The following is a 13,621-nucleotide window of genomic DNA, read 5'->3' as shown; positions in this document are numbered from 1 at the left end:
ACAATGGCCGCTTGGCTGGCATCAGTGCTGTATCTGCTGTTCGGCGCCTTGGGATTCGGATGGCGCAGCTGGCGACAGCACCGCGCCACCGGTTCCACCGGATTCCGGGGCATCAGCGGACGACCCGGCTCCTTGGAATGGTTCGCCGGTGGCGGATTCATCGCCGCGATCGCAGTCGGACTCGCCGCCCCGGTGCTCCAGCTGGTCGATGTCGTCGCGCCGATCCCGTGGCTGTCCTCGGCCCAGATCCAAGCCGCCGGGACGGTGCTCGCGCTCGCCGGGATCGCCGCGACGCTGTACGCGCAGAACCAGATGGGCGAGTCCTGGCGAATCGGCGTCGACGCCACCGAGACAACAACTTTGGTGCACACCGGAGTGTTCGGGATCGTGCGGAACCCGATTTTCACGGCAATGCTCGTCTTCGCCGCCGGTGTCACGTTGCTGATCCCGAACGTCGTCGCGATCGCGGGGTTCGTGGTGCTTCTGGTAACTATCGAACTGCAAGTCCGGGTCGTCGAGGAGCCGTATCTGGCCCGCGTGCACGGCCCGGGGTATCAGTCGTATCTGGCGACAACGGGCAGGTTCGTTCCCGGCATCGGCAGGGGGAGTGTGTAGTCGGGCAGAGCTGCGGCTGGGGCACGGGAGAACACGTTTGTGGTTGACGATGGCGTTGTTCTTCCAGGTCACGGTCCTCATTTGTTCGGGCGAAGAATGTCGTCGAGTTGCTGCTCCAGTCGATCGAGCGCCGCACGGGCTGCCTCTAGCTCGGCTTCCAGCCGGGCGATCGTGGCCTCGTCCATCAGCGGTGGGGTAGTTGAGGGCTGTGGTTCACCCGGTGGCAGCGCAGCCCGGCCCGGGGGTGGCGGTGCGGCCGCGCTGCCGCCGGGTGGGGTGGCGAGATTGCCGGTGGCGGGGCCGAATACCTGATCGAGTGCCTCGGCCAGGGTCGGTGCGTAGCCGACTCTGACTCCGCCGGTGCCGGGTTCCCGGTAGCTGACCAATACGCGTGCCAGCTGCGGGAAAGTCGAGCCGTTCGGGGCCGTCGATATCCGCTCGGTGAACAGTGGTTCGACGTAGAGCACGCCGCCGTCGGCGATCGGCAGGGTGAGCAGGTTGCCGTACTGAATTCGGTTGGAGCGCTCCAGCAGGGTTCGCTCGGAAGCCACTCGCGTGTCGGAGATCATCGAGTTCTGTATCTGTTGTGGTCCTTGGGTGAGCGTGTCGGTGGGCAACTGCAAAATACTGAATTTGCCGTAGTTCTCAGGGTCGGAGTGCACGGAGATGTAGGCGGACAAGAACTCCCGTTTGAACCCGACCATCGCACTGGTCAACCGGAACGAGGGCGCGGCGCTGTCCGGGTCGCCGAGCAGCACGTAGAAGGGCGGCTGCTGGGGATTGGCGTCGACGGTCGGATCGCTGGGAACCGACCAGAAGGCGTTGTTGGTGAAGAACTCCCGTGGTTCGTCCACGTGGTAGCGGGCGAGCATCTCGCGCTGGATGACGAACAGATCCTCCGGGTATCGGAAATGCGCGCGCAGGTCGTCACTGATCGTCTCCGCGGGTTCCACAGTGCCGGGGAAGGCCCGCATCCAGGCCGATAGCACCGGGTCGTCGGTGTCGACCTGGTACAGCGTCACGGTGCCGTCGTAGGCGTCGACGGTGGCTTTGACCGAGTTCCGCACGTAGGAGATCTCGGCCGGATTGCGCAACGGCCTGCCGTCGTCGCGGGCGAGCGCTTCCAGCGAACTCCGCGCAGCGTAGGGGTAGCCGTCGATCGCGGTGTACGCGTCGACGATCCAGACGATCCGGCCGTCGACGACCGCCGGATACGGGTTGTTGTCGGCGGTGAGCCACGGTGCGACCAGTTCGACACGCTCGCTCGGGTCGCGATGGAAGATGATCTTCGAATCGGGCCCGATCGCCGTGGCGAAGAGAATGTTTCGTTCGGTGTAGGTCGCGGCGAAGGCGAGTCGGTTGAACCAGTTCCCGATCGGTACACCGCCCGCGCCCGTGTAGGTGTACTGGGTCGTGTCGGTGTCGTACTCGCGAGGCTCGGTGCCGCCGCCGACGATGGCGTAGTCGGGATCGGCTTGCGCGATCACCTCACCGAAGTAGATGCGTGGTTGTTGGACCGGGATCACTTGGTGGCCGGCTCGTTGGGAGGCGATGTCGCTGACCGCGTAGATCGGGTACCCGCTGTTGCTGGCCGAACTATCGCCCGACGCTTCCCGGACCGCCGCGTTGACCCGGTTCGCCGGCGCTGCGACGAACCCGTCACCGTGGGTGTATACGGTGTGCCGATTGACCCAATGCGATTGATTGCCGCTGAGTGCGCTCGGGGTCAACTCTCGCGCCGCGACGACATAGTCGCGCAATTGGCCGTCGATGCGGTAGCGGTCGAGGTCCAGGTTCTCCGGGAAGCTGTAGAAGTTCTTGAGCTGCTGCTGCTGGGTGAAGGTCCGGGAGAGAACATGCGGGTCGAGCAGCCGGAGATTGGCGATCGTGGTCGCGTCGGCGGCGACCTCGGGCGGCGGTCTGGAACCGACACCAGGATAGGGCCGGTAGTCGACCATCTCGCTGCCGATCCCGTAAGCCTGTCTCGTTGCCGCGATATTGCGTTCTATATAGGCGCTCTCCCGGTCGGCAGCGTTGGGCCGCACCGAGAACTGTTCCACCGCCAGCGGCCAGATGCCCCCGGCCACGATCGACGACAGCAACAGCAGGACCGCGGCCATCGCCGGGACCCGGAGATCGCGGATCACGACCGCTGAGAAGACCGCGGCGGCACAGATCAGGGCAATCGCGAGGAGAATGAACCGGGCAGGCAAGACGGCATTGATATCGGTGTATCCGGCCCCGGCGAATGTCGGTTCCCGCCGATGGCTCGACAACAACGCATAACGGTCGAGCCAGTACGCGCAGGCCTTGAACACGAAGAACAGCCCGACGAGCACCGCGAGCTGTACGCGGGCCGCGTGACTGAGGCCGATCGATCTGCCCGCCGGTCGGAGTCCGCCGAACAGGTAATGCGTTGCCAGACAAGCCAGAAACGCGAAGAACACGGCGACGAACAGCCAGCTCAGGATGAGTCGGTAGAACGGCAGATCGAAGACGAAGAAGCCGATATCGATCCCGAATTCGGGGTCCTGCTCGCCGAACGACCCGCCGTGCAGGAACAGCTGCACCGTCTCCCACCTCGAGTGCCCGATCAGACCACAGATCAGCCCGAATCCGGCGGCGATCCCCAACCCGAAGCGCAGCGGCCACCGGCCGACCACGCGGCGGTACTCGCTGAGCGGGTCGTCGGTGCGTGCGGTGGGGAAGAAGACCGAACGTGAGCGGTATGCCAACCACATGGCGAGGAACATCGCGCCACCGAGGCACACCGCGATCACGGCGAACATCGCCAGCTTGGTGAGGAGCACGGTGAACCAGACACCGCGATAGCCGACCTCGCCGAACCACAACCAATTGACGTATGCGCCGATCAGGCGCGGCACGATCAGCAATAACACGAAGAACACCGTGGCGGCCGTCAGCATCAGTCGGAGTCTTCGGGGAACTCGTCCCGAAGCGGAGTCGTCTCGTGCGCTCATCTGCCGCTCCTGTGACCACGTCCGATCACCTGACCGACGGCGGCCATCTGGTGGCAATTCTACTCGCCGGGCCGCTGAGCAGCGCAGTCAGCGCGGTTCGGCAGGAAGGCAGAGGTGGCGCAGCCCATCGGCATTTACGATGTCGATCGCCCCGTCGCCGATGTTGATCAGGCTGTGTCGTTCGAATTCTTTGAGGATCTTGTTCAGCGATTGGTGCTGGACACCGAGCATGGCGGCGAGGGTGTGTTCGGCCAGTCGGACCGACCCGTCGACCGCTTCGTCGAGCAGCAACTGGGACACCTGGTTGGGCAGTGGGCGGCCGAGAACGTTGATCAGCCGTGCCTGACTCAGCGAAACGCGGTGCGCCACACTGGAAAGCCAGCGACGCGCGATCACGGGATGGCCGGCGAGCAGGGCTTCGAAGTCGGTGTCGGCCAGGAACAGGCATTCCGACTCGGTGAGTGTGCGCGCGGTGTAGGTCGGCGGCATTTCCAGCAGCAGTGCGATGTCACCATCGACATCGCCCGGGCCGAGCACGCCGACGACCGCGCGTCGGCTGCCCGAACCAACGGATAGTTCGACCTGCCCGTGCCGCACGATCCACACGCCGTCCGGTGGCGCGCCCGCCGAGAACAGCAGCGATCCGGCGGGCAAGGATTTGCGCTCGATCCGATCGGCGAGTGCGGTGAGGTCGCCGGGGTGCAGGGGAGCGGTGGGGCCGCGGCCCACGCATTGCGCGACCCAGGCCGCGTGCCGTAGCTGGTCGTCGTAGAACGACTCCTCACCGATCGTGCGAACCAAGTGGGAGAACATCCGGTGGCTGTGGATCATCGCTGGCTCCAGGTGGGTGATTCTGGCGAACCTGTCATCCCCGCTGACAATTATCCTCGCCATGGCAACCCAACGCGATCGCCGGATAATCCGGCCACTCCGACCTCCTCGTCGTCAGTGCTGAGTGGCCAGTCGTGACAGGAGTGCGTCCAGTGCGAGGTTCATGGCGAATTCGTACTCTTCGGTGCCGTCGAATCGGGCGAGGTGCTGGGCGGCGGCCGCTACCGCGGGGAGCTCGCTGACCTCGAGGGTTGCCTGGCGTCGGGCGATAGCGGTGGTATCGGTGGTGCCGTAGGTGGGCCCGGCATCGACCTCTCGGAGCAGGGTTCCGATGAGGGTGGCGACGAACGTTCGGAGTAGGTGGACGGATTCGCGGGGAGTGCACCCCGCGTTGTGGAGAACACTCAGAACCGCCTCGACGGGGGCCAGGCCCTCGAACGACGCGAGCTGGCGAGTGAGGACGAGCGAGGCTGCTTGCGGGTGATCCAATGCGCGTTCGCGAAACGCCATGGCGATCGCCCAGAGATCGGCTCGCACGTCGCCGGTCGCATCCGGTAAGGCGATGGATCCCAGCAGATGCTCGGCGACGGAATCGAGTAGCCCGTCTTTGCCGTCGACGTGATGGTAAAGGCTCTTGGCGTCGACTCCGAGCACCCGCCCGACTGCGCGCATGCTCACCGCCGCGACGCCCTCGGCGTCGATCACCTTCAGCGTCGCCTCGACGATCGCCGCGCGGGAGAGCTGCTGCTCGTTCTTGGGCGGACGTCCTCGGCGTGGCGCGGTCATGGACTCATCATGCCCGAACCCATTGCGAAAATCCACACCGTGGGTATAGCCTGATCCGCAATAAACCCACACTGTGGATAAAGGAGCTGACGATGCGATTTCCGTGGAGTTCGGCCGACGTGGTGGATCTGCCGGGCATCGGCACCCCGATCGATACGTTGACCCTCCCGACCGATGCGGACGGCGGGCCGGGCACACGGCTACGCCTGCTCAGGGAGCAGGGCTCGGCATTCCGGCGCGAATTCCCCTCGACCGGCATGCCGGACAGCGTGCGGACCTGCGACCTGATCACGCTCCCGTACCCGACCAGGTTCGGGTTGTTCCGGGCATCGCGGGCACTGGCACCGTTCCTCTCGATCACCAACCGGATGTTGGTGATCCGGTGGACCGAATCCGACGGCACGCCGCGAGTGCTGCTCTTCGAGCCGTCCGATCACGAACTCGGCCGCTACACCCCGTATTTCGACAGCCTCACCCGGCGCACACCGAAGCTCGTCCAACGGCAGATGGTCCGTGCACACGGCACGGTCGCAGACCATCTGGCCCGTCTCGGCATCGCGCGCGACGACGTCGACTACCTGATGTTCGATCACCTGCACACCCAGGACCTGCGGCGCTGGGTCGGAACCACCGCGTACCAGGACGACCTGGGCGCGCACCCGAAGCCGAGTTTTCCGAACGCGAAGGTGATCGTGCAGCGCGACGAGCTCGCCGGCATGGCCGAACTCCATCCGCTGCAGCGGCCCTGGTACCAACCCGCCACCTACCGCGATGTCCCACCGGAAGCGTTCCTGCCCATCGACGGTTCGGTGCTGCTCGGGCCCGGCGTCGCCGTGGTCAAGACACCCGGTCATGTGTTCGGCAATCAGAGTCTGCTGCTGAACACCTCGACCGGTGTCTGGGCGAGCAGCGAGAACGTCATCGCCGCCGAGGCGCTCACCCCCGAACATTCCGGGCTTCCCGGGCTGGCGTCGTGGGCGAGGTCCTGGCAGCACGAGGTCGTGCTCAATGCCAACACCATCGAAACCACTGCCGATCAATACAACTCGATCGTCCTGGAGAAGACCCTCGTCGACCGCAGTCAGCGGGATTCGCGGTTCCTGCAGTTCTTCCCCTCCAGCGAACTCACGGCCTCCTGGACCAATCCGGGCACGGCACCGACGTTCGCGCACCGCCAACTCACCCACGGCTGAAGGAGTTCCGCCTTGTCCCGCTTCACCCTGCCGCCCGAAGACGTTCTGCGCGCACGCGAGAAGCTCGTGCTCGATCACTTCCACGATGAGGTCCGCCAGGACTGGGACGCGACTCTGTCGACGTTTCCGCATCCGCACTACGAACTCATCGCCCAGATGACCGTCCACGACGGCGACGCGGACGTGCGTGAGTACTACCAGGACACCCGCGTCGCCTTCCCCGACCAGGACCACGAGATCATCGCCTTCCGGCACGCCCACGACGCGGTGATCGTCGAATTCTGGTTGCTGGGAACACATCTGGGCCCGCTGGGCAAGATCCCACCGACCGGCTCCCGGCACCGCACCCGGATGACCGCGTACTTCCTCTTCGATGCCGAGGAGCGCCTCGTCGTCGAACGCATCTACTTCGACCAGCTGACCATTCTCAAACAACTCGTCGCCGGTTTGGACAAGAAGAACCCGGCCGACCTGCTCACCCTCGCCCGCGTGGTGGCGGGGGCGCTCGCCATGGCAGGCGCCGAGCCGGATCCGCGGCTGACCGACACCGTCGCCCCCGATCTCGACAACTGACCGACCCGAGGAGAACACAACCATGACTATGCGTGCGCTGATCAGCGGCAACGGCCCCGAGTGGACTGTCGAGGAGATCGAACGTCCGGACCGATTGGGGGCGGTCCGAGTTCAGGTGATGGCCGCCGGGCTCAATCGGGCGGATCTGTACGCTCTCGATGGCACCTACACCGCTGCCGGTCAGACCGAAGGCACCTTCACCGCGGGCATGGAGGTTGCCGGCATCGTCGAACGGTCCAGCCTGCTCGCCCCCGGTCTTCCGGTGGGGACCCGGGTCATGGGCATCACCGCAGGCGCGTTCGCCGACTACGCCCTGTGTCATCCGCGGATGCTGGTCCCGATCCCTGCGCACCTCAGCTTCGAGGAGGCCGCGACCTTGCCGGTCGGGCTCATCACCGAGCACGACGCCCTGGTCACCCAGGCCGGATTCAGGCCGGGCGACTCCGTTCTGATCGTGGGCGGCACCAGCTCGATCGGACTCGTCGGAATCCAGCTCGCCAAGGCTCTCGGCGCGGGAACGGTGATCGCCACGACCACCACCGAGGACAAGCGCGGCGCTTTGGTGGCCGCCGGGGCGGACGTCACCGTCGATACCGCGACCGGCAACCTCGTCGAATCCGTTCTCGCGGCGACGGACGGCCGAGGCGCCGACATCACCCTCGACCATGTCGGTGGCGACCTGTTCGCCCAGCTGCCGATGGCAACCGCCATCGGCGGACGGATCGTGAGCATCGGCCGTCTCGCCGGCGCGGCGACCGAGCTGAATCTGGACACCATCGCCTTCCGGCGGCAGAAACTCATCGGCACCACCTTCAGCATCCGCACCAGGACGGAGCTCGGCGACGTGGTTCAGGCACTCATCCCGGAAGTGCTCCCGGCGGTCCAGGATGGTCGGATCACCCCGCATCTCGACAGTGTCCATGCTGCCGCTGAGGCGACGACCGCGGCGGACCGACTCCGGGCGAACGCGGCCACCGGAAAAGTCGTCCTGTCCTTTGCCGACGTCCACACCGGCACCCCACCCGCGCCGAGCGGCACCGCGAACATGTGGGGCAGCATCGCCCAGATCGGTTATGTCGTCCGCGATATCGAAGCCTCGATGCAGCATTTCGTCGCCTGCGGAATAGGTCCGTGGTTCTACTTGAAGGGGGTTGAGCCGACGGACTTCCGCTATCGCGGTGAGCCCGCCGACATGGCGATGGATGTGGCAGTCGCCAACAGCGGAGACATCCAGATCGAGCTCATCACCCCGGTCAACGACGCCCCGTCGATGTATCGCGACTTCCTCGATGCCGGGCACGAGGGCGTCCAGCATGTCGCCTACTGGTCGGAAAACTACCAACAGCTCTACGACCGCGCACTCGCCGCCGGCTTCACCGTCGGCCAAGAAGGCCAGATCGGTGGTGCGGACGGACGGTTCGCCTATCTGCAGACCGAGCACCATCCGGGCACGGTCATCGAGATCTCCGACCTCGGCGGCTCCAAGAAGTTCATCTTCGACCTGATCAAACTGGCCGCCGCGAACTGGGACGGCAGCAACCCGATCCAGGAGATCGATGCCGCCCTCATCGGCGGGGACCCCGCCGCACAGGCCGCGATGCTCGAGGCGCTCGGATGAAGATCCACCATCTCAACTGCGGCACCATGCGGCCCTGGGCAACCCCTGCCGGACTGGTCTGCCACGTCCTGCTCGTCGAAACCCCCAACGGCCTCGTCCTGGTCGACACCGGGTTCGGCCGCAGCGATGTCGCCGACCCGGCCGCGCGATTCGGCCCGGCCCGGTTCTATGTCCGGCCGGCTTTCGACGCGACGGAAACGGCCATCACCCAGATGACGCGACTCGGCTTCGACCCGCACGATGTGCGCCACGTCGTGCTCACCCATTTCGACGCCGATCACACCGGAGGGCTGTCGGATTTCCCGTGGGCCACGGTGCATCTCACCGCCGCTGAGAACGCGGCCGCCGTCCACCCCAGGGGAGTTGTCGAGCGCGGACGGTACCTGTCGTCGCATCGCGTGCACGGCCCGAGCATCGTCGAACACACCCCGGCCCGAAGCGAGACCTGGCGCGGTTTCCCCGGGGCCGAGGAGCTCACCGACATTTCCCCCGGCATCGTCCTGATCAGCCTGCCCGGCCACTCGCGCGGCCACGCCGCGGTCGCGGTCGATGCCGACGACCACTGGGTCCTGCACGTCGGTGACGCCTTCTACCATCCCGGCCAGCTCGACGGAACCGGCGAAGTACCCACTGCTCTCACCGCAATGGAACGCTTCATCGCCCACGATTGGAAACGGGTTCAGGCCAACCACCAGCGACTCTCCGAACTGTGGCAGGAGGCGGATTCCGGCCTCCTGCTCGTCAACGCCCACGACCCCAGCCTGCTGCACCTCGCCCAGAAACGCGGCTGACCGGCGAACCCAGTGCCGAAGTGACTGCTCAGCTCGTCGGATAGTTCTGCGCGCGCAGCAGTCCGGCGAGGTGGGCGGCATTGCGGGCCATGGTTGTGGTGGTTTCGCGCACGGCGTCCGGGGTCGCGGGCAGGTCGTTGTAGTCGACGCTGCCCATCGCCTCACCGTTCCAATAGGTGCAACCGTGCGCGGGGATGGTGAATCCGATGTCGTCGAGCGCCTGGAAGGTGTCGGCGGCGATCTTGTGCGCACCGTCCTCGTTGCCGACGATCGCGGCGATGCCCACCTTGCCGAACATCGCGGGTCTGCCCGCGTCGTCGGTGCTGGACAGTTCGGCGTCGAGCCGCTCGAGGACCCGCTGCGCGATCGAGGACAGATGTCCCATCCAGGTGGGGGTCGCGAGCAGGACGATGTCGGCGTCGAGGACGCGGCGCCGGATCTGGGGCCATTGGTCGCCGTCGCCCTCGTCGGTGCTGATACCGGGGCGGACGTCGAAATCGGCGATCCGCACCGACTCGCCCTCGACGTCGTGGGTGGCCAGCTCGGCCAGCACCTGATCGGCGATGAGCGCACTGCTCGACGCGGCGGGTGACTGCTTGAGCGTGCAGACCAGCGCGATGGCGCGTAAGGGAGCGGTCATCGGAGATCCTTTCGAGAGGGAACAACCTGACGATGTCGACCTGCCAGCCGAATGCCCGCACTCGGTTCAGGTAATCAACGGGCGGTCGAGTCGATTGCGGGGTGCGTGCCGGGGTATTACCCCGGCACGCTCGCGTGAAGGAGGCAGGCGGTGGGCAGTCACGACGACGTACTCACGGTCGGCGTCGAAGAGGAATTCCTGTTGACCGATCCAGGTACCGGCGCACCGGCGCCGAAGAACACCCAGGTCGCCGCGGCGGCGCGCCAGATCGGCATCGATCTGCACTTGGAGCTCACGAGCTGCCAGGTGGAGACCAGCAGCAGTGTGCACCGCGATATCGGCGAGCTGTTGACCGAGCTGCTCACTTCCCGCCGCCGGGTCGCGGCATGCGCGGCCGACCACGATGCGCGCCTACTCGCGGTGGCCGTCCCGCCGACGGTGCCAGAGGGCTATCCGGTCACCGATACCCCGCGCTACCAGCGGATCGCGCACACCTTCGGGATGCTCGCCCACGAGCAGGGGCTGTGCGGCTGCCACGTGCATGTCGGCATCCCCGATCGCGAGACCGCGGTGTTGGTGAGCAACCATGTGCGGCCCTGGCTGCCGGTCCTGCTGGCCATGACCGCGAACTCGGCGATCTACCGCGGCAGTGAGACCGGGTACGCGAGCTGGCGCAGCATTCTCTGGCGTCGCTGGCCCAGTGCGGGACCGCCACCGTATTTCGGCTCGCTCGGCGACTACGATTCGATCGTGGCCATGATGCGGGCCAGCGGCAGCATCCTCGACAACAAGATGGTGTATTGGGATGTCCGTCCGTCGGAGTCGTTCCCGACGGTCGAGATCCGGGTCGGCGACATTCCCGCCACCGCCGAGGAATCGGCGCTGCTGGCTGCCCTGATCCGCGGAATCGTCGGGACCGGTCTGCGGTCTATCGCACGGCAGGAAGCCGCGCCCGCGGTGTCGGGGGAGTTGCTGCGCGCCGCGTACTGGAACGCCGCGCACTCGGGCCTGGACGGCAACGGTCTCGACCTGGTCGACGGCCTCGTCGTGCCGCAACACGAGCTGCTGGGGCGCCTTGTCGAGCACGTCGAGCCTGCCCTCCGCGAGTGTGGTGACCACACCTTCGTCAACACCGCGATCGCCGCGCTGTACGCACGCGGGAACGGCGCGCGGCGACAGGTGCGGGCACTGCGCGCACGAGGCGAGATCGCCGATGTGGTCGCCGAACTGGGCCGGGCGACGCTCGAGGGCTGCGGCTGACGGCAGCGCGGTTTTCGGCCGGCAGCGGACGCGGGCGACGGGCCGGCCGCTGGTCAGAGGCGAGCCGTACTGGGCCGAACGCTGTGTGGCAGGCGGCCACACCGAACATCGAACCGCTCGTGCACCGTATCGAGGGTGTGACGCAGGTGCGCACGCTCGCGCCGATGGGTGAGCGCGAACCGCGTTGCCGCCACCATGCGGTGTGGCAACGGATACCAGCGATCGAGGTCGAGTCCGCAATCGCGAAACGCTGCGCTCGGAACGCTGTCGTAGATGAGGCCGACGTTGTATTGAGTGAGGGTGAACATCGTGTAGGGGAGCGCGGCCTTGGACTTGCGCAATAGGTCCGGCACGTCGAGTTCATAGAGCGGGGTGTCGACGATTCGGTCCAGAAACAGTAGGTGGGTCAGGAAATAGCCGATCAGCGAGGTCAGGTACAACGTGGCAGAGCGCGGCTGAATCGATAAGATCGCTCCGCTGCTGGACACATACGGCTCATAGGGGTGTTCTTGCCGCATCACGTAACCGGTGCAGTTCACTATCCAACTACCGCGCGGAATGGTTTTCTCAGCACCGCTGCGGAACACCAAGCGTGTCTCATCGTGGTCGTCGACAGCATCGACGAGGTAGTCCATGACGATTTCGTGCAATCCTGCGGCAATCGCCGAATTCTCCGTTTCCGACAGTAAGCCGAACAGGAAGCTACTGGTTTCCGGGGTCACCCAGGTGCCATACGTCGCGCGATGCCAGTCCCACACGTCGGTCTCGTTGGTCCCGTCGAATCGGCGGGTGACTTCCCGGAGGAGTTCGCTGGGCAGCTCGCCCGCCCACCACCTGCGGGGACCGGTGGGGAAGAACCGCTCGCGGCTGTGGAAGAAAGTCCCGGATCCGGCGACAAGATCGACCTCGCGGCCGGGGTAGGACGTGATGAGTTCGTGGGCGGTGTCCATGGCGGTTTTGCCCCCACCGATGACCCACACCGGAGCATCGCTGGTTCGCATCTCGTGGCCGCGCAGATCGCAGAAATCAGGCGACACCGATCGGACGCGCGTGCTGGAGATATCGAGCGCGTCGTTCGGGGCGATTCGGAGCCCGTAGGCCTTGATCAGTCGTTTTGCCTCGACGGCCACTGATTTTCCGTCGGCGGACTCGCAGATGATCCGCACGAGGCCACCGGTTTCTTCGTGCGAGATCATGGTCCAGCCGAGGAGTTCATCGACCTGCACGCGCTGTTCGATCGTGTCGAGACAGTGCCTGAAGTGGTCGAGCACCTCGGATTTGGCCGCCAGGTAGGAACGATCCCGACCGGTAGTCCATGGGATGTTGCCTACGGTGAACATGGGGTGAGGCTGGTGCAATCGCACGTAGGGATAGGTCTGTGTCCACATTCCCCCGACCTGTTCCCTGCTGTCGACCAAGACAGCCTTCTGGTCGCCGGCGAGGTACTGGCTGGCAACGCTCAACGCGTTCAGTCCAGCCGCGCCCGCTCCCACGATGCAGACGTCGCATGTCTTCGTCGCACCGTCAGGAGTGATTCTCTCGGGTTGTTGTAGCCGGGACATGGGGTGGCCCTTTCATCGCAGCATGCCGAATTCGTCTCTCGACTCGGTCTCTGGCAGTTCTGCGTGATCGATCAGGATAGTCGGCTCCTTGTTTCGCCTCAACCACACTCCTGCGGCAAATGCGTTGCAACCTAGTGGAGCTGATCCGGCGGCGGGACGAGCATTAGCGTAAAGACCTGCAGGTCAGCCCCACGAAGGGGTAATAGCTGCAGTATTGCCAGTGTTCGGATGCGCCGAGTAGAATTTGGCTGGTGCTGAGAAGTTGGGTTCCGTCCACGGCGGGATGAGGAAGCTCTGCTTGTTCGGAATCGCGTGCGTTCGCATCGAATAAATGTCGCTGATCATGTTTGCCAACAGAATTGCTCGGCGACTCATTGGGATGTGGCACACGCGGGTTTATGTGGCGGTATACCTGCGAGGCGCTGAGGAGGTGAGAACAATGAGTTTGAACATTGACGGCCTGCCGATGGAAATCCGGGAGCTCGATGTCGACGATCTCGAAGTCGAGTCGTTGACCGCAGGTCTCGGTATGAGCGAGGGAACGCCAGTCAGCTGCGCCCCCTGCTCCTGTAGTTTCTTCTTCGGCAGCTGTTGCTGCTCGGCGTAGGAGAAATCAGTCAATCGAATGTAGAGCATTGATTCCAATCGGGAGGAATCAATGCTCTGTACATTGGGTTGCCGCGTGCGATTGCTCCGACGCGCTGACCCCGGGAAAGCGAGGCGGACCGGCGAGGCCCGCGCTCCCGTGCACCCTTGGGCCGAGGCAGGAGG

The 13,621-nt window shown here is 65.4% G+C and carries 12 protein-coding genes; 7 read left to right on the top strand and 5 right to left on the bottom strand.

All coding sequences use genetic code 11. The features are described from left to right. The first annotated feature begins 3 nt into the window (after positions 1-3). The gene (locus ACFWO8_RS17160; protein ID WP_378951383.1) at positions 4-615 is read left to right on the top strand and encodes a methyltransferase family protein; all 612 of its coding nucleotides are present in this window, start codon (positions 4-6) and stop codon (positions 613-615) included. Between the two features lie 77 nt (positions 616-692). Here ACFWO8_RS17160 and ACFWO8_RS17155 read toward each other — a convergent pair whose 3' ends face one another. From ACFWO8_RS17155 to ACFWO8_RS17145, 3 genes are all read right to left on the bottom strand, one after another. Beyond that, complete coding sequence (locus ACFWO8_RS17155) at positions 693-3,596, bottom strand: UPF0182 family protein (RefSeq protein WP_378951380.1); 2,904 nt, start codon at positions 3,594-3,596, stop codon at positions 693-695. Between the two features lie 87 nt (positions 3,597-3,683). Beyond that, on the bottom strand, positions 3,684-4,427 hold the full coding sequence (locus ACFWO8_RS17150) for a Crp/Fnr family transcriptional regulator (protein ID WP_378951377.1): 744 nt from the start codon (positions 4,425-4,427) through the stop codon (positions 3,684-3,686). Positions 4,428-4,541: 114 nt separating this feature from the next. Then, entirely contained in the window at positions 4,542-5,213 is a 672-nt protein-coding gene (locus tag ACFWO8_RS17145) for a TetR/AcrR family transcriptional regulator (protein WP_378951374.1), read from the bottom strand. 92 nt (positions 5,214-5,305) lie between these two features. Between ACFWO8_RS17145 and ACFWO8_RS17140 the strand changes: the two genes are divergently transcribed. Genes ACFWO8_RS17140 through ACFWO8_RS17125 form a run of 4 tightly spaced genes read left to right on the top strand, consistent with a single transcriptional unit; the run spans position 5,306 to position 9,388 of the window. Beyond that, on the top strand, positions 5,306-6,406 hold the full coding sequence (locus tag ACFWO8_RS17140) for a hypothetical protein (RefSeq protein WP_378951371.1): 1,101 nt from the start codon (positions 5,306-5,308) through the stop codon (positions 6,404-6,406). A gap of 12 nt (positions 6,407-6,418) precedes the next feature. Next, the gene (locus tag ACFWO8_RS17135) at positions 6,419-6,979 is read left to right on the top strand and encodes an ester cyclase (protein WP_378951368.1); all 561 of its coding nucleotides are present in this window, start codon (positions 6,419-6,421) and stop codon (positions 6,977-6,979) included. Positions 6,980-7,001: 22 nt separating this feature from the next. After that, complete coding sequence (locus ACFWO8_RS17130) at positions 7,002-8,597, top strand: zinc-binding dehydrogenase (protein WP_378951365.1); 1,596 nt, start codon at positions 7,002-7,004, stop codon at positions 8,595-8,597. Continuing rightward, positions 8,594-9,388: an MBL fold metallo-hydrolase gene (locus ACFWO8_RS17125; protein ID WP_378951362.1), complete on the top strand. Its 795-nt coding sequence runs from the start codon at positions 8,594-8,596 to the stop codon at positions 9,386-9,388. Before ACFWO8_RS17130 ends, ACFWO8_RS17125 begins: the two co-directional genes overlap by 4 nt. A gap of 28 nt (positions 9,389-9,416) precedes the next feature. Here ACFWO8_RS17125 and ACFWO8_RS17120 read toward each other — a convergent pair whose 3' ends face one another. Next, positions 9,417-10,028 (bottom strand): flavodoxin family protein, encoded by a 612-nt coding sequence (locus ACFWO8_RS17120; protein WP_378951359.1) that lies wholly within the window; start codon positions 10,026-10,028, stop codon positions 9,417-9,419. 150 nt (positions 10,029-10,178) lie between these two features. Here ACFWO8_RS17120 and ACFWO8_RS17115 point away from each other — a divergent pair, with 150 nt between their 5' ends. Next, positions 10,179-11,288 carry a glutamate--cysteine ligase gene (locus ACFWO8_RS17115; RefSeq protein WP_378951354.1) on the top strand — a complete coding sequence of 370 codons (1,110 nt, stop codon included), beginning with the start codon at positions 10,179-10,181 and terminating at the stop codon, positions 11,286-11,288. A gap of 53 nt (positions 11,289-11,341) precedes the next feature. Here ACFWO8_RS17115 and ACFWO8_RS17110 read toward each other — a convergent pair whose 3' ends face one another. Further along, positions 11,342-12,850 carry an FAD-dependent oxidoreductase gene (locus ACFWO8_RS17110; RefSeq protein ID WP_378951350.1) on the bottom strand — a complete coding sequence of 503 codons (1,509 nt, stop codon included), beginning with the start codon at positions 12,848-12,850 and terminating at the stop codon, positions 11,342-11,344. Positions 12,851-13,181: 331 nt separating this feature from the next. On the opposite strand from ACFWO8_RS17110, the gene ACFWO8_RS17105 reads away from it, so the two are divergent. Further along, on the top strand, positions 13,182-13,457 hold the full coding sequence (locus tag ACFWO8_RS17105; RefSeq protein WP_378951346.1) for a thiomuracin/GE37468 family thiazolyl RiPP peptide: 276 nt from the start codon (positions 13,182-13,184) through the stop codon (positions 13,455-13,457). The last annotated feature ends 164 nt before the right edge of the window (positions 13,458-13,621 follow it).

It is taken from the genome of Nocardia sp. NPDC058480 (assembly GCF_042720495.1).
Taxonomy (GTDB): domain Bacteria; phylum Actinomycetota; class Actinomycetes; order Mycobacteriales; family Mycobacteriaceae; genus Nocardia.
Note: the sequence above shows the minus strand (reverse complement) of the source record. Positions and strands in the feature narration are given on the sequence as shown.

Coding starts and splice junctions, on each gene's coding strand:
- ACFWO8_RS17160 (WP_378951383.1), top strand. CDS start 4: ATGGCCGCTTGGCTGGCATCAGTGCTGTATCTGCTGTTCGGCGCCTTG.
- ACFWO8_RS17155 (WP_378951380.1), bottom strand. CDS start 3,596: ATGAGCGCACGAGACGACTCCGCTTCGGGACGAGTTCCCCGAAGACTC.
- ACFWO8_RS17150 (WP_378951377.1), bottom strand. CDS start 4,427: ATGATCCACAGCCACCGGATGTTCTCCCACTTGGTTCGCACGATCGGT.
- ACFWO8_RS17145 (WP_378951374.1), bottom strand. CDS start 5,213: ATGACCGCGCCACGCCGAGGACGTCCGCCCAAGAACGAGCAGCAGCTC.
- ACFWO8_RS17140 (WP_378951371.1), top strand. CDS start 5,306: ATGCGATTTCCGTGGAGTTCGGCCGACGTGGTGGATCTGCCGGGCATC.
- ACFWO8_RS17130 (WP_378951365.1), top strand. CDS start 7,002: ATGACTATGCGTGCGCTGATCAGCGGCAACGGCCCCGAGTGGACTGTC.
- ACFWO8_RS17125 (WP_378951362.1), top strand. CDS start 8,594: ATGAAGATCCACCATCTCAACTGCGGCACCATGCGGCCCTGGGCAACC.
- ACFWO8_RS17120 (WP_378951359.1), bottom strand. CDS start 10,028: ATGACCGCTCCCTTACGCGCCATCGCGCTGGTCTGCACGCTCAAGCAG.
- ACFWO8_RS17110 (WP_378951350.1), bottom strand. CDS start 12,850: ATGTCCCGGCTACAACAACCCGAGAGAATCACTCCTGACGGTGCGACG.
- ACFWO8_RS17105 (WP_378951346.1), top strand. CDS start 13,182: ATGTCGCTGATCATGTTTGCCAACAGAATTGCTCGGCGACTCATTGGG.